Source organism: Streptomyces sp. NPDC047974, from assembly GCF_040653375.1.
GTDB lineage: Bacteria > Actinomycetota > Actinomycetes > Streptomycetales > Streptomycetaceae > Streptomyces.
Window position 1 is genome coordinate 11109 of record NZ_JBEZNU010000004.1, and the last position, 21782, is coordinate 32890.

The 21782-nt window shown below is 72.2% G+C and carries 18 protein-coding genes; 7 read left to right on the forward strand and 11 right to left on the reverse strand.

Annotated elements, in window-relative coordinates; genetic code table 11:
- Positions 1–126 precede the first annotated feature (126 nt).
- From AB0E19_RS07830 to AB0E19_RS07840, 3 genes are read right to left on the reverse strand one after another with little or no spacing between them, the layout of a single operon-like run.
- Entirely contained in the window at positions 127–948 is an 822-nt protein-coding gene (locus tag AB0E19_RS07830; RefSeq protein WP_362174978.1) for an HAD family hydrolase, read from the reverse strand.
- Positions 945–3527 (reverse strand): phosphoribosyltransferase, encoded by a 2583-nt coding sequence (locus tag AB0E19_RS07835; protein WP_362174981.1) that lies wholly within the window; start codon positions 3525–3527, stop codon positions 945–947. Before AB0E19_RS07835 ends, AB0E19_RS07830 begins: the two co-directional genes overlap by 4 nt.
- 18 nt (positions 3528–3545) lie before the next feature.
- Entirely contained in the window at positions 3546–4829 is a 1284-nt protein-coding gene (locus AB0E19_RS07840; protein ID WP_362174984.1) for an HpcH/HpaI aldolase/citrate lyase family protein, read from the reverse strand.
- Between the two features lie 231 nt (positions 4830–5060).
- Here AB0E19_RS07840 and AB0E19_RS07845 point away from each other — a divergent pair, with 231 nt between their 5' ends.
- The gene (locus AB0E19_RS07845) at positions 5061–6029 is read left to right on the forward strand and encodes a TerD family protein (protein WP_362174987.1); all 969 of its coding nucleotides are present in this window, start codon (positions 5061–5063) and stop codon (positions 6027–6029) included.
- A gap of 22 nt (positions 6030–6051) precedes the next feature.
- Here the strand turns inward: AB0E19_RS07845 and AB0E19_RS07850 are convergent, their stop codons facing one another.
- The 6 genes from AB0E19_RS07850 to AB0E19_RS07875 all read right to left on the reverse strand — a co-directional run bounded on the left by AB0E19_RS07850 (position 6052) and on the right by AB0E19_RS07875 (position 10547).
- Complete coding sequence (locus AB0E19_RS07850; RefSeq protein ID WP_362174991.1) at positions 6052–6789, reverse strand: Tellurium resistance; 738 nt, start codon at positions 6787–6789, stop codon at positions 6052–6054.
- A gap of 147 nt (positions 6790–6936) precedes the next feature.
- Positions 6937–8085, reverse strand: a complete 1149-nt coding sequence (locus AB0E19_RS07855; RefSeq protein WP_362174994.1) for a DUF475 domain-containing protein — start codon at positions 8083–8085, stop codon at positions 6937–6939.
- Between the two features lie 29 nt (positions 8086–8114).
- Positions 8115–8690, reverse strand: coding sequence for a TerD family protein (locus AB0E19_RS07860; RefSeq protein WP_360606568.1), 576 nt, complete (start codon positions 8688–8690; stop codon positions 8115–8117).
- Between the two features lie 93 nt (positions 8691–8783).
- Positions 8784–9359 carry a TerD family protein gene (locus AB0E19_RS07865; protein WP_030495317.1) on the reverse strand — a complete coding sequence of 192 codons (576 nt, stop codon included), beginning with the start codon at positions 9357–9359 and terminating at the stop codon, positions 8784–8786.
- Between the two features lie 156 nt (positions 9360–9515).
- Positions 9516–9974, reverse strand: coding sequence for a peroxiredoxin (locus AB0E19_RS07870; protein ID WP_362174997.1), 459 nt, complete (start codon positions 9972–9974; stop codon positions 9516–9518).
- Between the two features lie 150 nt (positions 9975–10124).
- Complete coding sequence (locus AB0E19_RS07875; protein WP_360606470.1) at positions 10125–10547, reverse strand: DUF3052 domain-containing protein; 423 nt, start codon at positions 10545–10547, stop codon at positions 10125–10127.
- Between the two features lie 444 nt (positions 10548–10991).
- Here AB0E19_RS07875 and aceE point away from each other — a divergent pair, with 444 nt between their 5' ends.
- Positions 10992–13724, forward strand: coding sequence for a pyruvate dehydrogenase (acetyl-transferring), homodimeric type (gene aceE / locus AB0E19_RS07880; RefSeq protein WP_362175001.1), 2733 nt, complete (start codon positions 10992–10994; stop codon positions 13722–13724).
- A 94-nt stretch (positions 13725–13818) separates the two neighbouring features.
- On the forward strand, positions 13819–14682 hold the full coding sequence (locus AB0E19_RS07885) for a potassium channel family protein (protein WP_362175004.1): 864 nt from the start codon (positions 13819–13821) through the stop codon (positions 14680–14682).
- Here AB0E19_RS07885 and AB0E19_RS07890 read toward each other — a convergent pair.
- Both AB0E19_RS07890 and AB0E19_RS07895 read right to left on the reverse strand, forming a co-directional pair.
- Positions 14663–15079 (reverse strand): peptidase inhibitor family I36 protein, encoded by a 417-nt coding sequence (locus AB0E19_RS07890; protein ID WP_362175007.1) that lies wholly within the window; start codon positions 15077–15079, stop codon positions 14663–14665. The two genes, AB0E19_RS07885 and AB0E19_RS07890, sit on opposite strands and share 20 nt — an antisense overlap.
- Before the next feature lie 155 nt (positions 15080–15234).
- Complete coding sequence (locus AB0E19_RS07895; RefSeq protein ID WP_362175010.1) at positions 15235–16857, reverse strand: MFS transporter; 1623 nt, start codon at positions 16855–16857, stop codon at positions 15235–15237.
- A gap of 131 nt (positions 16858–16988) precedes the next feature.
- Between AB0E19_RS07895 and AB0E19_RS07900 the strand changes: the two genes are divergently transcribed.
- From AB0E19_RS07900 to AB0E19_RS07915, 4 genes are all read left to right on the forward strand, one after another.
- Positions 16989–17633, forward strand: a complete 645-nt coding sequence (locus AB0E19_RS07900; RefSeq protein ID WP_362175736.1) for a TetR family transcriptional regulator — start codon at positions 16989–16991, stop codon at positions 17631–17633.
- A 289-nt stretch (positions 17634–17922) separates the two neighbouring features.
- Positions 17923–19137 (forward strand): alpha/beta hydrolase, encoded by a 1215-nt coding sequence (locus AB0E19_RS07905; protein WP_362175013.1) that lies wholly within the window; start codon positions 17923–17925, stop codon positions 19135–19137.
- A gap of 74 nt (positions 19138–19211) precedes the next feature.
- On the forward strand, positions 19212–20096 hold the full coding sequence (locus AB0E19_RS07910; RefSeq protein WP_362175016.1) for a DUF4429 domain-containing protein: 885 nt from the start codon (positions 19212–19214) through the stop codon (positions 20094–20096).
- A 211-nt stretch (positions 20097–20307) separates the two neighbouring features.
- Positions 20308–21675, forward strand: a complete 1368-nt coding sequence (locus AB0E19_RS07915; RefSeq protein ID WP_362175019.1) for a sensor histidine kinase — start codon at positions 20308–20310, stop codon at positions 21673–21675.
- Positions 21676–21782: the final 107 nt, after the last annotated feature.

Here is a 21782-nt window from a genome sequence, read left to right on the forward strand (position 1 = left end):
GTGGCCTCAGGGCCTCGTGGCCTCAGGGCCTCGTGGCCTCAGGGCCTCGTGGCCTCAGGGCCTCGTGGCCTCAGGGCCTCGTGGCCTCAGGGCCTCGTGGCCTCAGGGCCTCAGGGCCTCAGGGACTCAGGCCAGTGCCGCCGCTCTGAAGCGGCGGAGGATCTCCTCGCCCGCCGCCACGCCCCGCTCCGCGAGGACGTCGAGGTGGGGGGCGGTCCAGGCGCTGTCGGCGAGTTCGCCGTGGCCCGGGCGCCAGGCCCGGTCCGCGGCGAGCAGCAGATCCGCGTCGAGGAGCGAGTCGCCCGCCGCCAGGGTGAGCGCGGCGCCGGTGCGCCGGGCGACCTCGCGGACGGCTGCGCTCTTGGTGAGCGGCTTCGGCACCGCGTACACCTTGCGGCCCTGGAGCGAGACCGTCCAGCCCCGCTCGCCGGCCCAGGCGCCGAAGCGGTCCAGCCAGTCCTCCGGGAGCCGCTCCCGCTCGACGACCAGGTACGCGAAGAGGTCTTCGGCGACCCGGTGCTTGCGCACCCAGGAGAGGTCCGTCGTGGCGGTCAGGTAGGCGCGGATCTCGGAGAGCGGGGCGCACTCGTCGGCGAGCCTGCGGAGGACGGAGGCGTGCCAGTCGGCGTCGGTGACGCCGTCGACGAGGATGTGCCCGCCGTTGGCGCAGATCGCGTACTTCGGTGCGCTGCCCGGGAGTTGGATGCGCTGGTACTGCTTGCGCGTCCGGGTCGTGGTGGGCACGAAGACGGTCTCGGCGGTGAGCCGGGCGAGGAGGTCGGCGGCCTCCTCCGTCATGTACGAGAGCGGCTTGGACTCGTGGACCTCGACGCACAGCAGCCGGGGTGCCTGCGCGTCCGGCATGCCGAGGGCGAGGGCCGCGGTCGAGTAGATGAGGGTGCGGTCGAGGTCGCTGGCGACCAGCGTGGTGGTCGAGGGGGTGTTCATCGGGTCACCACCGCCTTCCCGTCGGCGCCTGTCGCACCCCTGGTGTACTGGGGGTGGATCAGGCCCACGCAGGTGTACGGGAGGCCGTCGACCTCCTCCACGGGGACGCCGCGCTGCTCCGCGAGGAGGCGGACGTGGGCGAGGTCGGCGCCGGCGCCGCGCTTCGCGAGGATCTTCCAGGGGACGCGGCGGAGCAGGACGCGGGTGGTCTCGCCGACGCCGGGCTTCACGAGGTTCACGTCGTGGATGCCGTACTCCTCGCTGATCCGCTCGACGGCCGCCCAGCCCTCCCAGGTGGGGGTGCGGTCGGCGGCGAGGAGGTCCTTCACGTCGGTGTCGACGGTGTCGGCGACCTCGTCGAAGCGGGCCTCGACGGCGTCGAGGAAGGTGTTCGAGACGTCGGCGCCGGTCAGGTCGCGGTAGAACTTGGCGCCGTGGAAGTCGTCCGCGCCGACCAGGTCGGAGCGGAGCACCGTACGCGATATCAGGCCGGAGACGGTGGAGTTGAGGCACGCGGACGGGATGAGGAAGTCCTCGCGGGTGCCGTAGGTGCGGACGCAGGAGCCGGGGTCGGCGAGGACCGCGATCTCCGGGTCGAAGCCGGCGAACTCCTCCGACTCCCGCAGGGCGGCGGCGAGTTCGCGGGTGATGGCGCCCTTGCCGGTCCAGCCGTCGACGAAGACGACGTCGGCCGGGTCGTGATGGGCGGCGAGCCAGCGCAGGGCGTTGGCGTCGATGCCGCGGCCGCGGACGATCGAGACGGCGTAGTGCGGCAGGTCGAGGCCGTGGCGGTGCCGGGCCCAGCGGCGCATCAGGACGCCGACGGGGGTGCCGGCGCGGGCGAGCGAGACGAGGACCGGGCGGCCGGGCCGCTCGGCGAGGACGGTCTCGGTGACGGTGCCGACCGCGTGCGCGATGCGGGCGGCGGAGGACTCCAGGGCGCTGTGGAAGAGCTCCTGGTAGCGGGCGCTCGGCTGGTACTCGACGGGCAGCGACTCGGCGTAGTGCGCGCCGCCGCGCTGGATGGCTTCCTCGCGTTCCTCGGTGGGCGCCTCCAGCTCGACGTCCGAGAGGTCCTGGAGCAGCCAGCCGACCTCCTCGGGGGCGTACGAGGAGAAGGCGGGGCCGCGGAGGGGCTCGGGCAGCATGGAGCTCCTTTCGGGAGCTTCGGTGAGGGTCGCGGCCACCGGTTCCATGGCCGCCTGCGGTCGCGGCCGCCGTTGCGGCCGCGGGGTGTACGACGGGACGACGGCCAGGGCGACGCGCGGTATGTGCGCGGCGAGCTGGGCGAGCAGGCCGTCGGGGGCGTGCAGTTCGGGGGTGTCGGCGGTCGAGTCGACGACCGCGACGACGGCGTCGAAGCCGCCGCCCGCGACGTTGTAGGCGTAGCGGTCGCCGGGACCGTCGGCGGGGTCGTCGTGGGCGGGGAAGACCAGCCGGGTGCGGATGGCGTAGCCGGGGTCGTCGACGGCGAGGACGGGCGAGCGGGTGGTGGTGGAGTAGCGGACGTCGAGGCCCGCGTCCTCCAGGGCGCCGGCGAGCCGCAGCGGCGCGTACATCAGCTCCTCGAAGCCGAGGACGAGGACGCGGGGGCCGCGCTCGGCGCCGTCCGGCGCGGCGACGGCCAGCGCCTCGGCGAGGGCCTCCGTCATGGCCGGCAGCGCCGCCTCCAGCCGCGCCCGGTGCCCGGGCGTGAACCCGTGCCGGCCCCCGTCGGGGACCTCGACGGGCCAGTCGAGAGGGATCCGTACGACGGGGGGCGCGGGGAGCGCGGCGGGCGACGCCGGTCCAGCGGGTGCCGGCGTCGCCGCGGGCTCGTCGAGCGGGGTGGGCGCGGCGGGCTCGGAGGGCGCCGGCGGCGCGGTGGACGGGGTGGGGGGTGTCTCGTGCCGGGCCACCAGTTCCTGGCCCCGTGCCAGGACGCCGTCCGGGAGGGTGACGGTGCCGGCGGCGAGGGAGAGGAGGTCCACGCGGGCGCCCAGCTCGGCGGCGAAGGCGGTGAGGCGGTCGCGGTCGGCGGGGGCGCGCATGTCGACGAGGGCGACGACGACGTACCGGTCGCGGGGGTAGCGCTCGTGGAGGCCGCGGATGGTGTTGAGGACGGTGTTGCCGGTGGAGAACTCGTCGTCGACGAGGACGAGGGGGCCCTTGCCCGCCAGCAGCTCCGGGTCCTCGGGGAGCAGCAGGTGGGAGGTGGCGTGGGAGTGGGACTCCTCGAAGCCGCCCGCCGTGGCGACGCCGGGGACGGGGCGGCGGGTGGAGTGGAGGTAGGGGGCGGAGCCGAGGCCGTCGGCGACGGCGTGGCCCAGGGCGGTGGCGGTCTCGGCGTACCCGAGGACGACGGCCCGCCCGGCCTCCTCCGCGCCGAGGAGCTCACGGACGCGCAGGCCGAGGCCGAGGCCGGAGCCGTACACGACGGAGGGGTGCTGCGGCACGTGCTTGCCGAGCACGCTGGAGACGAGCAGGTGGGCGCGCTTGGGGTTGCGGCGCAGGGCGAGGCCCAAGAGGGCCGGCAGCTCCTCGTCGCCGATCAGTTCGACGCCGAGCCGCTCCGCGACCCACGTTCCGGTCCACACCACGTCGCCGCAGTCCTTTCGTCAGCCGGCCAGGCCGGCGGTGAGCAGTTCCACGAAGCCGACGTCCTCGCGGGCGACGCCGAAGGCGTCCGCGCGCAGCAGGGTGCGCTCGGCCCAGGCCCGGTGCGGCTTCACTTCGTTCATCTTGTTCGTGTAGGCGGAGCGGAGTACTCCGCCGCCGTCCCGCTCGGGGCGGAGGATGTCCTGGGCGTCGCTCCACTCCTCGTGGCTGACCACGGACAGCGCGTGGACGGGCACCACGTGGGTGGGGTGGATGCAGGTCTTGCCGAGGAGGCCGTTGGCGCGGTCGAGCTCGATCTCGCGGAGCAGGCCGTCCATGTCGTGCTCGATGAGGGCGGTGCGCAGGTCCTCGGCGCGGCCCTCCAGGAAGGGGCTGCGGCGCAGCTGGGGCTTGAACATGCGCTCGCCGGGGCGGAAGTACTCCCAGACGGGGCCGGTGATGGTGAAGCCGGTGCCGTCGGCGCGGCCGAGGACGTTGACGACGTCGGCGATGACGTGGGCGACGACCTTGACGTCGTAGGCGGTCATGTCGGGCGAGCGGCGGAGCCCGTAGGCGGAGCAGAAGTCGGTGACGCCGAGACGGAGGGCGAGGACGCGGTCCCGGTACTTGTCGGTGATGGCGGCGATGCCGGCCAGGGTCTCGGCCCGGGTCTCCAGGTGGAGCAGCTCGGGGGACTCCAGGACGGGCATGGCGTAGAGGCGGCGGCCCGCGATGCGCTCGGCCCGGGTGAGCGCTTCGAGGAAGGCCGCGCCGCGGGCCTCGGTGAACTTGGGCAGGACGAATCCGGACAGCAGGCGCACGGTGTCGCCGAGGCGGGTGGTGAGGTCGGTGATCTGGCGGGGGTCGCGGACGCGGATGAAGAGGAGGGGCACGCCCGGCCCCTCGCCGGGGCCTGTGCCGGGACCGTCCGCGGGGCCTGTGCCGGGACCGTCCGCGGAGCCTGCGCCGGGACCGTCCGCGGCGGCGTCGCCAGGGCGGCCTCCGGAGGGCCGCCCGTCGGCCTCCGCGGCGAGGCGGCGGAACTCGTGGACCAGGTTGGCCTCGCCCGCCTCGACGTCTCCGTCGCCGATCGAGTCCTCCAGGCAGAGCACCATCGACACGACGCCCCGGGCGGCCTGCTTGCGGATCGCGTCGGCGAGCCGGGGCCGGGTGGCGGGGCTGTAGAGGGTGGCGCCGAGGGCGACCGCGAGTGTGGCGGCGGGCGAGTCGGCGGTGAACTCGACCGGCTCGCGGTGGAACAGCCCGCTCCGTACGGTGGACGGGATGTGCCCGAAATGACGCATATAAGTCCCCCGTCTGGTTTCTTTGGCCGGATGACGCGTGGCCGGTAATAGTACGTAGGTGCGGGTGTCCATAGTTCCCAGCGCGCATGAAATCCAGGTAACCCGTCCCCGTCGGCTCGCTCTCCTACACCGGATTCCGTCAGGTGTACGACCCCGGTTCCGCGGCTCCGGCCGGCCGCCGGGAGGCTCGTCGCGCCCCCGCGTTGTCCCGCGGTCGGGCAGGAGGGCAGGATGACCGTCATGACGCACGCGATGCTGAAGGGCTCCAACGTCCCTCTCGACACCGCGGCCGTACGGGCCGTGCTCCGCTGGACCCCGGGCCCCGGGGTCCCCGACGTGGACGCCTCGGCCCTGGTCCTCGGTCCCGACGGGCGAGTCCGCTCCGACGAGGACTTCGTCTTCTACAACCAGCCGCGCCACCCCTCGGGCCTGGTGCGGCGGCTGCCGAAGAAGCGGGTGGCCGACGGTCTGACGGACACGGTCGAGGCCGACCTCGGGGCGCTCGACGCCGCCGTCGACCGGGTGGTGCTCGCCGCCTCCTCGGACGGCGGCACGTTCCGCTCGGTCACGGACCTGCGGATCTTCCTGTACGACGCCACGGCCGCGCCCGACCACGAGCCGCTGGCGCGCTTCGACGTGACGGCGGAGACCGGTGAGGAGACCGCGGTCATCTGCGGCGAGCTGTACCGCCGCGGCGACGGGTGGAAGTTCCGGGCCGTCGGGCAGGGCTATCCGACCGGTCTGGTGGGCCTGGCGACGGACTTCGGCATCTCGGTCGACGAGGCCCCCGAGGCCGCCGATGCCGCCGCCGGAGCGGCCGACGGGACCTCCGGGGACGACGCCTCCGCCGAGAGCCCGCTCGCCGAGACGGCGCTCGTCGACGCCTCCGCCGCCGGTGGTGCCGGTACGGGCACGGGTACGGCAGCGGGTACGGGCTCCGCCGTGGACCCGGACCTCGACGCGACCGTCGTCCACACCCCCGTACCGCAGTCGCCGCCGCTGCCGCCGGTCCCTCCCGTGCCGCCGAGGCCCGAGCGGGAGCCCGCCTACGGCTACCCGCAGCCGTCGGTGCCGGGTCCCGGGCCCGCGTACGGCTACCCGCAGCCGGTGCACGCCGGGCAGGGCGGGCAGGGCGGCGGTCACGAGCCGGTCGCGGAGTTCCGCATGCCGCCGATGGGGCCGCAGTTCCAGCGCTCCTGACCCGGGAGCCGGGGGGCCGCCGTCAGGTCTTGGACTTGTAGCCGCGGCCCCACTGGAGTCCCCAGCCGTAGAGCCGGTCCAGCTCGGCCTGGAAGCCGTAGACGAACCGCACCTCGCGCCGGACGAGCAGTTCGTCCTTGCTGTTGTCCACCGAGAAGACGGCGCAGGAGCGGGCCTGCGGGGCGCGCTCGTCGAGGTCGATCTCGATGCGCGGGCCGTTGCTCGGATAGAGCGTGATCTTGGCGTGCGTGCGGTCGAAGGCCGGCGTCTGGTCGTAGATGTACGCGAAGAAGAGCAGCCGCTTGATCTCGTCCTTGTGGTCGAGGTTGACGAAGATCGTCTCGCCCGAGGGGGCGCCGAAGCGGTCGTCTCCGCTGAGCTTCACGTACGGGGCGGCGTTGAGGTCGCCGAAGAAGCCGCCGAGCGGCTGTACGACGCCCTTGCTGCCGTCCTTGAGCTCGTAGAGGCAGCCGAGGTCGAGGTCGACGTTGACCATGCCCTGGGTGTGGGCCTGGACGACCTCGGGCCTGAAGAACTGGGCCGGGTTGCGCAGCAGCCGGCCGCTCTGCCGGGAGCGGCCCTCGATGTCGGAGGTGCGCATCCGCCAGGAGAGGTTGACCCGGAGGTTGCCGGTGGCGCCGCCCTGGCGGGCCAGTGAGACCTGCGGGCGGCGCCTGGTCAGGTCGATGGTGTGGGACGCGCCCATCCCCGTGTCGAAGGGCGTCGCCCGCCCCGGCATCAGACTGTCCCAGAAGGCCATCGGCCCCCACCCCCCACGATCGGTCGCCTTGTCCGTCCGCCACACGCCTGCGGGGCGGCCGGACGTGCCGGCCGCCCCGCAGGGAAGCGTTCCTCATTGTCCCCGGTGTCACACCCCGTGGCGGGGCGCACACCGGGGAGCAGGGTGTCACACCCCGGAGCTCACCTCGGCCTTGTCGCCGGAGGAGCCGGAGCCGCCCTCCTCGGCCGCCAGCGCGCGGTTGCGGCGGACGGAGGACCAGAAGGACCAGGCGATCAGGACGACGCCGATGAGGCCGGTGATGACCTCGTTGATCTCGTACTGGATGGTGATGAGGAGCAGGACGGCGAGGGCGCCGATGGCGTAGTGGGCGCCGTGCTCCAGGTAGACGTAGTCGTCCAGGGTGCCCTGCTTGACCAGATAGACCGTCAGGGACCGGACGTACATGGCGCCGACGCCGAGGCCGAGCGCCATCAGGACGATGTCGTTGGTGATGGCGAACGCGCCGATGACACCGTCGAAGGAGAAGGAGGCGTCGAGGACCTCCAGGTAGAGGAACATGAAGAAGGCGGCCTTGCCGGCCAGCTGGACCGCGGAGACCTTCTTGCCGCTGCGCTTGGCCTCTTCCTCGGCCTCGTGCTCGCGCTCCTCCTCCTCCTCCAGCTTGTTCTCGAAGAAGCCGGAGAGACCGCCGACGACGAGGTACGTGATGAGGCCGGCGATGCCGGAGATCAGGACCGTCTGCGCCTTGTCGACGTGCATGCCGCCGTGCTGGTGGGCGTGGGTCGCGAAGGTCATCGAGGTGACGAGCAGGACGATCAGCGCGATGCAGACCGACAGCATGTCGACCTTGCCGAGCTTGGCCAGCGGGCGCTCGATCCAGCGCAGCCACTGGATGTCACGGTCCTCGAAGATGAAGTCGAGGAAGATCATCAGCAGGAACATGCCACCGAAGGCGGCGATCGACGGGTGCGCGTCGGTGACGAGTTCCTCGTACTTGTCCGGGTTGTTGAACGCCAGGTCGACGGCGTCGATCGGGCCGATCTTGGCGCTGATCGCGACGATCACGACGGGGAAGACCAGTCGCATTCCGAAGACGGCGATCAGAATGCCGATGGTGAGGAAGATCTTCTGCCAGAAGGCATTCATCTTCTTCAGGATGCCGGCGTTGACGACCGCGTTGTCGAAGGAGAGCGAGATCTCGAGGATGCACAGGATCGCAACGACCCCGAACGCCTCCCACCCCCCGTAGAGAACCGCGGCGACCAGGCCGAGCGCGGTGATCGCGAACGACCAGCCGAAGGTTTTCAGAACCACTGCCTACCCCATTGTGTGATAACGCGGCTTTACGAAACGTTGACCCCGAAGTCTAGAGCGATGCCCCGCAGCCCGGACGCGTACCCCTGGCCGACCGCGCGGAACTTCCACTCGCCGTTGTAGCGGTAGAGCTCGCCGAAGATCATCGCGGTCTCGGTGGAGGCGTCCTCGGAGAGGTCGTAGCGGGCCAGCTCCTGGCCGTCCGCCTGGTTCACCACGCGGATGAAGGCGTTGCTGACCTGGCCGAAAGTCTGGCCGCGGTTGTCCGCGTCATGGATGGAGACCGGGAAGACGATCTTGTCGCACTGGAGCGGGACGCGGGTGAGGTCGATGACCAGGGACTCGTCGTCGCCGTCGCCCTCTCCGGTGAGGTTGTCACCGGTGTGCTCGACCGAACCCTCGGGGCTGCGCAGCTGGTTGTAGAAGACGAAGTAGTCGTCACCGAGCACCCGGCCCGCCTGGCACATCAGGGCACTGGCGTCGAGGTCGAAGGGGGCTCCGGTGGTGGACCGCGCGTCCCAGCCGAGGCCCACGAGGACCTTGGTGAGGTTGGGTGCGGCCTTGGAGAGGGAGACGTTGCCTCCCTTGGCGAGCGTGACGCCCATGGTGTTCGGTTCCTCCCCGGTGGATGCTGCTGCCATGAGGCACGTCCGGCGCCGCACGAGGTGCGGCGCCGGACGTGTGCGAGCGGGCTCGGCTCAGACGTTGACGCCGAAGTCCTGCGCGATGCCGCGCAGGCCGGAGGCGTAACCCTGGCCGACCGCGCGGAACTTCCACTCCGCGCCGTGGCGGTACAGCTCGCCGAAGACCATGGCGGTCTCGGTCGAGGCGTCCTCGGAGAGGTCGTACCGCGCGATCTCGGCGCCGCCGGCCTGGTTCACGACGCGGATGAACGCGTTGCGCACCTGGCCGAAGGACTGCTGGCGGTTCTCGGCGTCGTAGATGGACACCGGGAAGACGATCTTGGCCACGTCGGCCGGCACGCCGGCCAGGTTGACCTTGACCTGCTCGTCGTCGCCCTCGCCCTCACCGGTGAGGTTGTCACCGGTGTGCTCGACGGAACCGTCGGCGCTCTTGAGGTTGTTGAAGAAGACGAAGTCCTGGTCGTTGCGCACCTTGCCGGCCTCGCTCACCAGGATGGCGCTGGCGTCGAGGTCGAAGTCCGTACCGGTGGTGGTGCGGACGTCCCAGCCCAGACCGACGGTCACGGCGGTGAGGCCAGGGGCCTCCTTGGTCAGCGAGACGTTGCCGCCCTTGCTGAGGCTGACTCCCACGAGTCCCTCCATCATTGGTTTCCAGGGGCAGCGCCCCCGGTCGTGCGTTGGCATCGGATCAACGACTGGATCCTAGTGACGGGTTCCCAGTCGAAACAGGCGATTCGCCCGGGGAATCGGGGGATGTCGGTTCGCGCCGCCGATTCCGGGGCGCGCTCAGAGAGTTTCGAGCGCCTTCACGTACGCGTCGAGGTCGCGCGCGTCCGGCAGGGCGTTGACGACCGTCCAGCGGACGACGCCCTCCTTGTCGATGATGAAGGTGCCCCGGACGGCACAGCCCTTGTCCTCGTCGAAGACGCCGTAGGCGCGGGAGGCCTCGCCGTGCTTCCAGAAGTCGGAGAGCAGCGGGTACTCCAGGCCCTCCTGCTCGGCGAAGACGCGCAGGGTGTGGATGGAGTCGTTGGAGACGGCGAGCAGCTGGGTGTCGTCGTTGACGAACGTCGGCAGGTTGTCGCGGAGCTCGCACAGCTCGCCCGTGCAGACGCCGGTGAAGGCGAAGGGGTAGAAGAGCAGGACGACGTTCTTCTCACCGTGGAAGTCGGAGAGCCTCACGGTGCGGCCGTGGTTGTCCTTGAGCTCGAAATCGGGGGCCTTGGTGCCGACCTCGATCGCCATCGCGTACGCATCCCTTCGACGGGGCCCGGCCTCTGGGCCGAACCGGTGAACCCCACCCTACGGCCTGGCCGGCGGCCCCCGGGCGGGGCGGGTGCGGGTGCGGGAAAGCCCCCGCCGTGGTGACGGCGGGGGCTTCGCGCAGCAGGGGGATCAGCGCTTGGGAGCGGCCAGGCGGGTGCCCGTCCAGTCCTTGGCGACGCTGATGCTCTTGGTCTGGGAGAGACCAGCGGTCTGCGCGGCATCGTTGATGTCGGACGGCTCGATGTAGCCGTCACGGCCGGTCTTCGGCGTCAGCAACCAGATGTTGCCGCCGTCCTCCAGCAGACCGATGCTGTCCACCAGGGCGTCGGTGAGATCACCGTCCTCGTCGCGGAACCAGAGGACGACGGCGTCGGCGACGTCGTCGTAGTCCTCGTCCACGAGCTCCTGGCCGATGGTGGACTCGATGCCTTCACGGAGATCCTGGTCGACGTCTTCGTCGTAGCCGATCTCCTGGACCACCTGTCCGGGCTCGAACCCCAGCCTCGCCGCCGGGTTGGTCCGCTCCTCCGCGTGGTCCGCGGTCGCGCTCACGGCTTGCCTCCTGATCATGTAACGGAAAATGCTCGGGCCGCGCGTGCGCGCGGCGCTGGCCGTAGTCCACACGTGACGGGGCGGATCGCGCAAGTACCCGGCCGTGGAGACCGCCGAAACGGTGACGTTTGGGGCTGTCTCGCCGCAACTTCCGGCGAATTTCGACAGCTCTCCGTGATCAGGTGTACACGATTCGTCCCGCTTCGCGGGTTTCTGCGGTTTCAGTCTGCCGAACGCATTGCCGGAACGCATGCGCGGATTGGGCGTAAGGTTGCGATTTGACCACACCGCTCGCGCACGGAGGGCGCGGGGAGGGCTACCTCTCGGTAAAGATGACGCGTGCCGCGAGCCGGGTACACGATGGACGTCCCCGGCCCCGGACATCCCGGCCTCAACGGGGCTCCCCTCCCTCATGGGGCTCCCCCCGACCAGCGAAGGAACAGCGTGGCTCCCGGATCCGACCGCAACCCGATCATCATTGGCGGCCTTCCCAGCCAGGTCCCGGACTTCGACCCGGAAGAGACCCAGGAGTGGCTCGACTCCCTCGACGCGGCCGTCGACGAGCGGGGCCGCGAGCGGGCCCGCTACCTGATGCTCCGGCTGATCGAGCGCGCCCGCGAGAAGCGGGTGGCCGTGCCCGAGATGCGGAGCACGGACTACGTCAACACCATCGCCACCAGGGACGAGCCCTTCTTCCCCGGCAACGAGGAGATCGAGCGCAAGGTCCTCAACGCCACCCGGTGGAACGCGGCCGTGATGGTCTCGCGCGCCCAGCGCCCGGGGATCGGCGTCGGCGGCCACATCGCCACCTTCGCCTCCTCCGCCTCCCTCTACGACGTGGGCTTCAACCACTTCTTCCGGGGCAAGGACGAGGGCGACGGCGGCGACCAGATCTTCTTCCAGGGCCACGCCTCCCCCGGCATCTACGCCCGCGCCTTCCTCCTGGACCGGCTGACCGCGACCCAGCTCGACGGCTTCCGCCAGGAGAAGTCGAAGTACCCGAACGGGCTCTCGTCGTATCCGCACCCGCGACTGATGCCGGACTTCTGGGAGTTCCCCACGGTGTCGATGGGCCTCGGCCCGCTCGGCGCGATCTACCAGGCCCGGATGAACCGGTACATGGAGGCGCGCGGGATCGCCGACACCACCCAGTCGCACGTGTGGGCCTTCCTCGGCGACGGCGAGATGGACGAGGTCGAGTCGCTCGGCCAGCTCTCCATCGCGGCCCGTGAGGGCCTCGACAACCTCACCTTCGTCGTCAACTGCAACCTCCAGCGGCTCGACGGCCCGGTCCGCGGCAACGGCAAGATCATCCAGGAGCTGGAGTCGATCTTCCGGGGCAACGGCTGGAACGTCATCAAACTGATCTGGGACCGCTCCTGGGACCCGCTGCTCGCCCAGGACCGCGACGGCATCCTGGTGAACCGGCTGAACACCACGCCGGACGGGCAGTTCCAGACCTACGCGACGGAGACCGGCGCGTACATCCGCGACCACTTCTTCGGCGACGACCACCGGCTGCGGGCCATGGTCGAGTCCATGTCGGACCAGCAGATCCTCCACCTGGGGCGCGGCGGCCACGACCACAAGAAGATCTACGCGGCCTACGCGGCGGCCAAGGCCCACAAGGGCCAGCCGACGGTGATCCTGGCCCAGACCGTCAAGGGCTGGACCCTCGGCCCCAACTTCGAGGGCCGCAACGCCACCCACCAGATGAAGAAGCTGACGGTCGACGACCTCAAGCGCTTCCGCGACCGGCTGCACATCCCGGTGACCGACAAGGAGCTGGAGTCCGGCCTGCCGCCGTACTACCACCCGGGCCGGGACTCCGAGGAGATCCAGTACATGCACGACCGCCGCAACGCGCTCGGCGGCTACGTGCCGACCCGGGTCGTGCGGTCGAGGCCGCTGGCGCTGCCGGACGACACGACCTACGCGGCGGTCCGCAAGGGCTCGGGCCAGCAGTCGATCGCCACCACCATGGCCTTCGTCCGGCTGCTGAAGGACCTGATGCGGGACAAGGAGATCGGCAAGCGCTTCGTGCTGATCGCGCCGGACGAGTACCGCACCTTCGGCATGGACTCCTTCTTCCCGAGCGCCAAGATCTACAACCCGCTGGGGCAGCAGTACGAGGCGGTGGACCGCGAACTCCTCCTCGCCTACAAGGAGTCCCCGACCGGCCAGATGCTGCACGACGGCATCTCCGAGGCCGGCTGCACGGCCTCGCTGATCGCCGCCGGCTCGGCCTACGCCACCCACGGCGAGCCGCTGATCCCGGTCTACGTCTTCTACTCGATGTTCGGTTTCCAGCGGACCGGCGACCAGTTCTGGCAGATGGCCGACCAGCTCGCCCGCGGCTTCGTCCTCGGCGCCACGGCCGGCCGCACCACGCTGACCGGCGAGGGCCTCCAGCACGCCGACGGTCACTCGCACCTCCTCGCTTCGACGAACCCGGCCTGCATCGCCTACGACCCGGCGTTCGGTTTCGAGATCGCGCACATCGTCAAGGACGGTCTGCGCCGGATGTACGGCCCCCAGGCGGAGGACGTCTTCTACTACCTGACGGTCTACAACGAGCCGATCCAGCACCCGGCCGAGCCGGCGGACGTGGACGTGGAGGGCATCCTCCAGGGCATCCACCTCTTCAAGCGGGCCGAGGCCGGCGCCGTCCCGGCGCAGATCATGGCCTCCGGCGTCGCCGTCCCGTGGGCGATCGAGGCGCAGCGGATCCTCGCCGAGGAGTGGAACGTCAAGGCCGACGTCTGGTCCGCGACCTCCTGGAACGAGCTGCGCCGCGAGGCGGTGGCGGTCGAGGAGCACAACCTGCTCCACCCGGACGAGGAGCAGCGCGTGCCGTACGTCACCCGCAAGCTCCAGGCCGCCGAGGGCCCCTTCGTGGCGGTCTCGGACTGGATGCGTTCGGTGCCGGACCAGATCGCCCGCTGGATCCCCGGCGCGTACACCTCCCTGGGTGCGGACGGTTTCGGTTTCGCGGACACCCGGGGCGCCGCCCGCCGCTACTTCCACATCGACGCCCAGTCGGTCGTGCTCGCGGTGCTGACCGAGCTGGCCCGCGACGGCAAGGTGGACCGCGCGGTCCTGAAGCAGGCGGTGGACCGCTACCAGCTCCTGGACGTGTCCGCCGCCGACCCGGGCCCCGCGGGCGGCGACGCCTGACGGGCACCGGCGGGGCGTAGCACCTGGTGAGGGCGGTGGGACCGGCGGGTCCCGCCGCCCTTCGCCTTCCCCGGCATTCCTTACGATGCCCCGCATGTCCGTGAAGAAGGAGCGCCCCGCGAACGTCCGCTGGGAAGAGCGCACGCAGACCCCGCTGCTGGTCCTGGCGGTGGCCTTCGGCATCGCCTACGCCGTGCCGATCGTCGCGCCGGACGCCGATCCGTGGGTGCACCGGCTGTGCTCCCGGGTGGAGTGGGCGGTGTGGGGCACCTTCGCGGTGGACTACGCCGTCCGGCTGGCGCTCGCGCCGTCGCGCTGGGCGTTCGTCCGCTCCCACCCCCTCGACCTCCTGGCGGTGCTGCTGCCGCTGGTGCAGCCGCTGCGGCTGCTGCGGCTGGTCTCCACGCTCCTCCTCGTCGGCCGGCGGGCCCGGATGGCCCCGCAGGTCACGCTCACCACCTATGTGGCGGGCGCGGTGGTCGGGCTGATGATGTTCGGCTCGCTGGCGGTGCTGCACGTCGAGCGGGACGCGCCGGAGGGCAACATCAAGACCCTCGGCGACGCCGTGTGGTGGTCCTTCACCACGATGACGACGGTCGGCTACGGCGACCACGCGCCGACGACCGGTCTCGGGCGGGTCCTCGCGGTCGGGCTGATGCTCTCGGGCATCGCGCTGCTGGGTGTGGTGACCGCGAACATCGCGGCCTGGTTCATCGCCCGCTTCGAGCGGGACGACGCGGTGGAGCGCCGCCAGACGGAGCTCCTGGAGGCCCTGACCCGGGAGGTCCGCGAGCTCCGCGCCGAGGTCGCCCGCCTCTCGGACCCGCTGCCACGGCAGCCGGGCGCGGGGCCGGAGGGCGTATCGGACAGGGTGCCGGAGGGCGTACCGGACGGGGTGCCGGAGGGCGTACCGGACGGGGTGCCGGCGCCGGGTGGTCCTAGCGCTCCCAGAGCTTGAAGGCTCTGACCTCGTAGGGCGTCTGCGGGACCCAGGTGCCGCGGCCCGGATAGGTCTCGAACTCGCCGGTCTCCGCGCACTCCGCCGACTGGTAGGCCGTGACCGGCCGGCCGGTGCGGACGGCCAGGGACTGGGCCGAGGCACCCGCCGGGAGGGCGACACAGCTGTCGAGGTCCGTCGTCGCCAGCTCGTACGTCCACGGCCGGCCCTTGAAGTCGGGCCTGGGCCAGAGGCAGAGCCGCCCGGGCCCGCAGGCCCCCAGCGCGGTCCCGCCCCCGCCGGCCGGTGCGGCTCGGGCCGTCGGAGCTTCCGGAACCGCCGGGGCGGCCGCGGCCGGGAGGGTGGCCAGGAGCAGGGCCGCCAGCCCCGTGAGTACGGCCATCGTCTTCGCGTTCATACAGATCATCCCCCATGTCGTCACTCTCTGTAATCACGAGCATGGAGGAGGTGACCCGCCGGACGGAAGAGGGGCCGCCCCCGTTCCTTCGAACGGGTGACGGCCCCTTAGGGAACCTCAGGGTCTCCGCCGCCCTTCCGGGCGGCCCCCGCGGGTCAGATGTGCCCGCCGCCCATGCCCGCCTGCGCGTTCTCGCCGCGCTTGGTGAGGGTGGCGACCAGGGCCGCGACCACCGCGACGACACCGGCGACGGTGAAGGCGAGGCCCATGCCCTGGAGGAAGGTGTCGTGGATGACGTCGCTGATCTTGGCGAAGAGGTCCGGGGTCATGCCGGGCGCCTTCGCCATCGCCTCCGGGGCCATGCCGAACTCGGCGGCCTCCTCCAGGCGCGGGTCGACCGGGACCGGGATGCCGGCCTCCTTCCAGTTCTCCGCGAAGGAGCCGGCGACCTTGGAGGACATGACCGCGCCGAGCACCGCGGTGCCGAGCGCGCCGCCGACCTGCATGGCGGCCTGCTGGAGACCGCCGGCGACGCCGGAGAGCTCCAGCGGCGCGTTGCCGACGATGACCTCGGTGGCGCCGACCATGACCGGGGCGAGGCCCAGGCCGAGGAGGGCGAACCAGAGGGACATCGTCAGCGTGCTCGTACCGGCCGAGAGCGAGATCATGCCGAACATCGCGGCGGCCGTGCAGACCATGCCGCCGACCAGCGGCACCCGCGGCCCGAACTTGGTGATGAGCGCGCCGGCCAGCGGCGAGGAGACGATCATCATCGCGGTCAGCGGCAGCAGCCGCAGACCGGCGTCGATCGGGCCGAGGCCCTTCACGCCCTGGAGGTAGAAGGTCACGAAGAAGAGGCCGCCCATGAAGGCGAAGGCCATCAGGACCATCAGCACCACACCGGCCGAGAGCGGCACGGAGCGGAACATGCCGAGCGGGATGAGCGGCTCCTCGACCTTCGTCTCCCAGACCGCGAAGACGGCGAAGAGGACGATCGAGCCGATCAGGCAGCCCCAGGTGTTGCCGCTGGACCAGCCCCAGTCCGCGCCGGCCTTGATGAGGCTCCAGACGAGCAGGCCCATCGCGCCGGAGAGCAGCGCGATGCCGAGGACGTCGAAGGAGCGCGGCGCGTTCTCGGCGCGGTGGTCCTTGAGGATCAGCAGGCCGAGGGCGAGGGCGAGGATGCCGACCGGCACGTTGATGAAGAAGACGGACTGCCAGCTGACGTGCTCGACGAGGAAGCCGCCGAGGATCGGGCCGCCCGCGGTGGAGGCGCCGATGACCATGCCCCAGATGCCGATCGCCATGTTCAGCTTCTCGGCGGGGAAGGTCGCGCGGAGCAGGCCGAGCGCGGCCGGCATCAGCAGGGCGCCGAAGAGGCCCTGGAGCACGCGGAAGCCGATGACGGCGGCGATCGAATCGGAGAGGCCGATGGCGCCCGACGCGGCGGCGAAGCCGGCGATGCCGATGAGGAAGGTCTGGCGGTGGCCGAAGCGGTCGCCGAGCTTGCCGGCGGTGATCAGGGCGACGGCCAGCGCGAGCAGATAGCCGTTGGTGATCCACTGGAGCTGGTCCAGGGAGGCGCCGAGATCGGCCTGGATGGCCGGGTTGGCGATGGCGACGATCGTGCCGTCGAGCGCGACCATCATCACGCCCGCCGCGACGGCGAACAGAGTCAGCCAGGGGTGGCCGCGCAGGCCCTTCGCCGGGACCGGTACGGGTTCCCGGACGCCCCCCTGACCCTGCGGGGTCTTTTCCACTGTGGTCTGACTAGTCATAGAAACGAAGGCTAGTGACAGCCACTGACAATTGACAAAGCGATTCACGCGTCGGTAACTGTCACGTAGCTCACAGGTACGCTGAACTGGGAGAAGCTCCCGTAATCGACCGAAAAGAGAGTCAGTTGACCGTGTCCGCGCCCGGCCTGCGTGAGCGGAAGAAACAGCGCACCCGCGACGCGCTCATCAGGGTCGCCCTGGAGCTCTTCACCACCCAGGGGTACGAGCGGACCACCGTCGACGAGATCGTCGAGGCGGTGGAGGTCTCCCAGCGCACCTTCTTCCGCTACTTCGCCTCCAAGGAGGAGGTCGCCTTCGCCCTCCAGCGGATCGTCGAGGAGGAGTTCGTCCGGGCGCTGGCCGCGCGCCCGCCCGCGGAGGGGCCCTTCGACGCGATGCGCAACGCCGTGCTGGCCTCCTGGGACGGGGTGGGCGACGCGATCCACGAGGTCGTCCCCGTCGAGCTGTACCTGCGCAACTTCCTCATGATCGAGTCGACGCCGGCGCTGCTCGCCGCCCACCTGCGCCGCTCCAGCGAGATGGAGGAGACCGTCGCCCGGCTCGTCGCCCGCCGCGAGGGGCTCGACGTGGACGCCGACCCGCGGCCCCGGATCGCCGTGGCCGCCTTCTGCGGCGTGATGCGCGTCACCGGACAGATGTGGGGCAAGGGGACGGACCGCTCCCTGGAGGCCATCCGCGCCCTCACCGAGCGGTACCTCGACCACCTCGGCCCCGCCCTGTCCCTGCACTGGCGGGAGCCCGGACCGCAAGGCTGACGCGAGCCGGACCGCAAGGCTGACGCGAGCCCGGACCGCAAGGCTGACGCGAGCAGGACACGACCCGGATCCAAGGTCGACACGACATCGACACGACATCGACGCGACATCGGCGCGAGGTCAGCGCGAGGTCGACACGAGGTCGGCTCAAGGTCCGCACGACATCGGCTCAAGGTCGGCACGACGTCGACGCGAGGTCGGGCGCACGGGACCGGCGCCCCCCGGGCCGGGTCGCGCGGGGGGCTCCCCCGGGCAGGTCCGTCATCTCGGCCGTCTAGGGTGTGCGCCCGTGACCTCCGCCGACGTCCCGCCGTCCCTCACCGTCCTGCGCACGCTCCTCGCGCTGGGCGTCGTCCTCGTGATGCTGGCCACCACCGGGTGGACCACCGTCCGGCACCGGCCCGTGGCCGGGCCGTCCATGGAGGCCGCGCTGGCCGCCTGGGCGCGGGAGCGGATCGCGGACACCCCGCCGCCGGATCCGGCGACCGCCCCGCCGCGCACGGTGGCCGCCTGGTTCGCCGCCCTCGGCCCCGCCCGCGCCGAGGGCCTGGCCGAGCGGCATCCGTTCGTCGTCGGCAATCTCGACGGGGCCCCGCCGGCCCTGCGCTACCGCGCCAACCGCATCGGCCTCACCCGCGCGCTCGCGGCCGAACGGCCCCGCGTCGACGACCCCCGGCTCTCCGCCGAGGGGCGGCACGAGGCCCGCCGGCGGGTGGACCGCCTCCGGTCCCTCCTCACCCCCGGCCGCCGGATCCTCGCCTTCGACCCCACCGGTACGGGCCGGGCCGCCGAGGTCCTGGGCGACCTGGAGCGGGCGCGGCGGGTGTCGGTCGTCGTGCCCGGCGTCGACACCCACCTCCTCACCTTCCAGAAGACCAACGGCCGGTACACCGCCCCCGTCGGCATGGCCCGCGCCCTGTACGAGGCCGAGCGGCGCACCGCCCCCGGGGCCAGGGTGGCGGTCATCGCCTGGGCCGACTACACCGCGCCCGCCCGCGTCGGCGTGGACGCGGCGACCGGGCGGCTCGCCGCCACCGGCGCCGACCGGCTCGTCCGGCTCACCGAGGGACTGCCGGGGACGGCGCGGGTGGCGCTCTTCTGCCACAGCTACGGCTCCGTGCTCTGCGGGATCGCCGCACCCCGGCTGCCGGAGCGGGTGACGGACCTGGCCGTGGCCGGCAGCCCCGGGATGCGGGTGGAGACCGCCGCCGAGCTGGGCACGAAGGCGCGGATATGGGCGATGCGGGACGCCCAGGACTGGATCGCCGACGTCCCCCACCTGGAGGTCGGCGGGGTCGGGCACGGGGCGGACCCGGTGGCGCCGGAGTTCGGGGCCCGGCTGGTCTCGGCGGCCGGGGCGGCCGGTCACAGCGGCTATTTCGAGCCGGGGACGGAGAGCCTCGGCAACTTCGCGGCGATCGGCGCGGGAGCCTTCGGCAGGGTCGTCTGCGCACGTGCCGACAGCGCTTGCCACGGGGGAATCTCCGGCGGCGCCGGGATCTGACGCGCGTAGATCACGTAATTTCCCCATAGTTCCGAGGGGCGACGCACGGCCACGCGCCGCTTACGATGAGGCGTATGGGTGATGTGCTGGCCGGAATTCATGCCACCTGGGAGTTCGAGAGCGACGCCCTCGTCATCCGCTTCGAACGGGGGATCCGTACGCCGAGGCTGTTCCAGGCGCTGCGCGAGCGACGCGTGCCGTACGAGGCGCTGTCCGCGGCGACGCTCGCGCCGGGCAGGCGGGGCACCGTCGTGCTGCACGCCGTGCCGCGGCCTGGCGCCGATCCGCTGATGGAGGCGGCCGCGGGGCAGCTGAAGGAGACCTGCGACCCGTACCGGCTCGCGCTGCCCGCCGACCGCGAGGAGCTCGCCGCCAAGCTGCGGGACGAGCTGGCGGCGGTGATCCCCGAGGGGCGGCCGGACCCGCTGGACCCGGTGGACCGCTTCGACTCGGGCTTCCTGGTCGCGGCGCCGCAGGGGCCGATCTCCTTCAAGGCGTACGACGGGAAGGCGACGTTCGACGGCACGTCCGAGGTCTCCTTCCGCTGGTCGTCGACGATGGCCACCTCGGAGAAGTGGAAGACGGGGGACCAGGTCTTCCCGGTACGGGAGCTGAGCGGGGTCGAGTGGCGCACCCCGGACTCCCCCGGCGGGTTCCTGCGGCTGCTCCCGCGGGGCGGCGCGCCCCGGCCGGAGCGGCCGGACCACGATCCGGCGTCGGTGGTCTTCGGGCTCGGCTACGGTCCCGTGCACGACTCCCTGCCGTTCGCGGCCGCGGTCCTCGCGGCGATCCGCGCCAAGGACCGCGCTCCCGTCCCCGCGGGGGCGCGCAGCGCGGCGCACGGGGACCCCGGCGCCATTGCTGAAAGGATTCGCCACCTCGGCGAACTGCATCGGGCGGGCCTGGTGACGGACGCGGAATTCTCGGCGAAGAAGACGGAGCTGCTCGCCGAGCTGTAGGGCCGCCCCGAGGCGTCCCCAGGACACCCTGGCGGCGCCCGGAGACGGCCCGGGACGCCCCGACGGCCCGGGGGACGCCCCGGGACGCCCCGACGGCCCAGGACGGCACAGGACGGCCCAGGACGACCCAAGGGGTCATACCAGGGTCTGACCCGGGATCGACCCCCCTGGTACGACGACGGGGCCGGGCCGCGAACCTAGGCTGACCCGAATGAAAGCGTTCGAGAAGCGACCGGGCGCCGGCCGGCTCGCGGTGCGGCTCCAGACCTGGTCCCGGCCGGCCCTCCAGGCGCTGGAGGCCACCTTCGCCACCCCCGCCGCGCCGGGCGCGTCGCCCTTCGGCGGCGCGTCGTCCCGGTGGGCGCGGCTGCTGCCGTACGCGTTCGGTGTCGCCCTCGTCGCCTCCCTGCTCCCGGTCACCGTCAACCTGCTCATCACCGACTACGGCGTGCCCGGCGCCCTCGCCGGGGCGCTCGCCACCGCCCAGACCGCGCCGCTGCTGCTCGCCACCACCCGGCCGCTCCAGGCCTGGTGGGTCGTCTTCCCCGCCGACATCGCCGGGGCGCTGCTCCTGACGGCCTTCGACGGGCCGCACGCCCAGGTGTGGCCGTGGACGCCGCCGGCGGTCGTGGGCTACTGCGCGCTGATGCTCGCGCTCGGGCTGCGCGAGCCGCGCCGCACCCTCGTCGGGGTGTGGCTGGCGACCGGCGCGGCCGGCTACCTCCTGGAGCTCGTACGGCCGTACGGCCAGTCCGGCGTCACCACGCTGCTGTTCGTGCTGAGCGGCGTGCTGCTGCTCCTGGCCTCCTCGTTCCGGGCCCGCGGCGAGGCCCAGCGCAGGCTCGCCGAGCAGGAGACCATCAGCGAGGCCGAACGGGCCCGGCGCACGCTCCTGGAGGAGCGGGCCAGGATCGCCCGCGAGCTGCACGACGTCGTCGCGCACCACATGTCGGTGATCACCGTGCAGGCGGACTCCGCGCCGTACCGGATCCCGGAGCTCCCGGAGGCGGCCCGCGAGGAGTTCGCGTCGATCGCGGGCAGCGCGCGGGAGTCGCTGGCGGAGATGCGGCGGCTGCTCGCGGTGCTCCGCAGCGACGGGAGCGAGGGCGAGCGGGCCCCGCAGCCCGGGCTCGACCGGCTCCAGCAGCTGGTGGAGGCGACCGTGCGGGCCGGACTGCCGGCCGAGCTGTCGCTGGCGGCCGAGCTCGCGGACGGGCGGACCGAGGTGCCGCAGGCGGTGGGCCTCTCCGCGTACCGGATCGTGCAGGAGGCCCTCGCCAACGTGGTGCGGCACGCGCCGGGCGCGCCGACCCGGGTGTCGGTGCGGGAGGACGGCTCCGGCCTGCTGACGGTCCTGGTGGTCAACGGGCCCGCCGCGGAGCCGGTCTCGCCCCTGGAGGGCGCGGGCACCGGACACGGCCTCGTCGGCATGCGCGAGCGCGTCCGGCTGACCGGCGGCACCCTCGACACCGGCCCCCTCCCGGACGGCGGCTTCCGCGTCGCGGCCCGCCTGCCCCTCGGACCGGCGGGCGCGGACACGGAACCGGACACGGAACCGGACGCGGAACCGGGGACGTAACCGGGGACGGCCCCGGGGGCGGAACCTGGTCCGTCCTCGGATCCGGCTCCGGGGCCGCGCCCGGGGCTGGAACCCGGTCCCGGCCCGGACGCGAACTAGAGTCGGTC

Excerpts from the sequence above, each read along its gene's own strand:
- AB0E19_RS07830 (WP_362174978.1), bottom strand. The coding sequence starts at position 948 with ATGAACACCCCCTCGACCACCACGCTGGTCGCCAGCGACCTCGACCGC.
- AB0E19_RS07840 (WP_362174984.1), bottom strand. The coding sequence starts at position 4,829 with ATGCGTCATTTCGGGCACATCCCGTCCACCGTACGGAGCGGGCTGTTC.
- AB0E19_RS07845 (WP_362174987.1), top strand. The coding sequence starts at position 5,061 with ATGACCGTCATGACGCACGCGATGCTGAAGGGCTCCAACGTCCCTCTC.
- AB0E19_RS07850 (WP_362174991.1), bottom strand. The coding sequence starts at position 6,789 with ATGGCCTTCTGGGACAGTCTGATGCCGGGGCGGGCGACGCCCTTCGAC.
- AB0E19_RS07860 (WP_360606568.1), bottom strand. The coding sequence starts at position 8,690 with ATGGGCGTCACGCTCGCCAAGGGAGGCAACGTCTCCCTCTCCAAGGCC.
- AB0E19_RS07870 (WP_362174997.1), bottom strand. The coding sequence starts at position 9,974 with ATGGCGATCGAGGTCGGCACCAAGGCCCCCGATTTCGAGCTCAAGGAC.
- AB0E19_RS07885 (WP_362175004.1), top strand. The coding sequence starts at position 13,819 with ATGTCCGTGAAGAAGGAGCGCCCCGCGAACGTCCGCTGGGAAGAGCGC.
- AB0E19_RS07890 (WP_362175007.1), bottom strand. The coding sequence starts at position 15,079 with ATGAACGCGAAGACGATGGCCGTACTCACGGGGCTGGCGGCCCTGCTC.
- AB0E19_RS07895 (WP_362175010.1), bottom strand. The coding sequence starts at position 16,857 with ATGACTAGTCAGACCACAGTGGAAAAGACCCCGCAGGGTCAGGGGGGC.
- AB0E19_RS07910 (WP_362175016.1), top strand. The coding sequence starts at position 19,212 with ATGGGTGATGTGCTGGCCGGAATTCATGCCACCTGGGAGTTCGAGAGC.
- AB0E19_RS07915 (WP_362175019.1), top strand. The coding sequence starts at position 20,308 with ATGAAAGCGTTCGAGAAGCGACCGGGCGCCGGCCGGCTCGCGGTGCGG.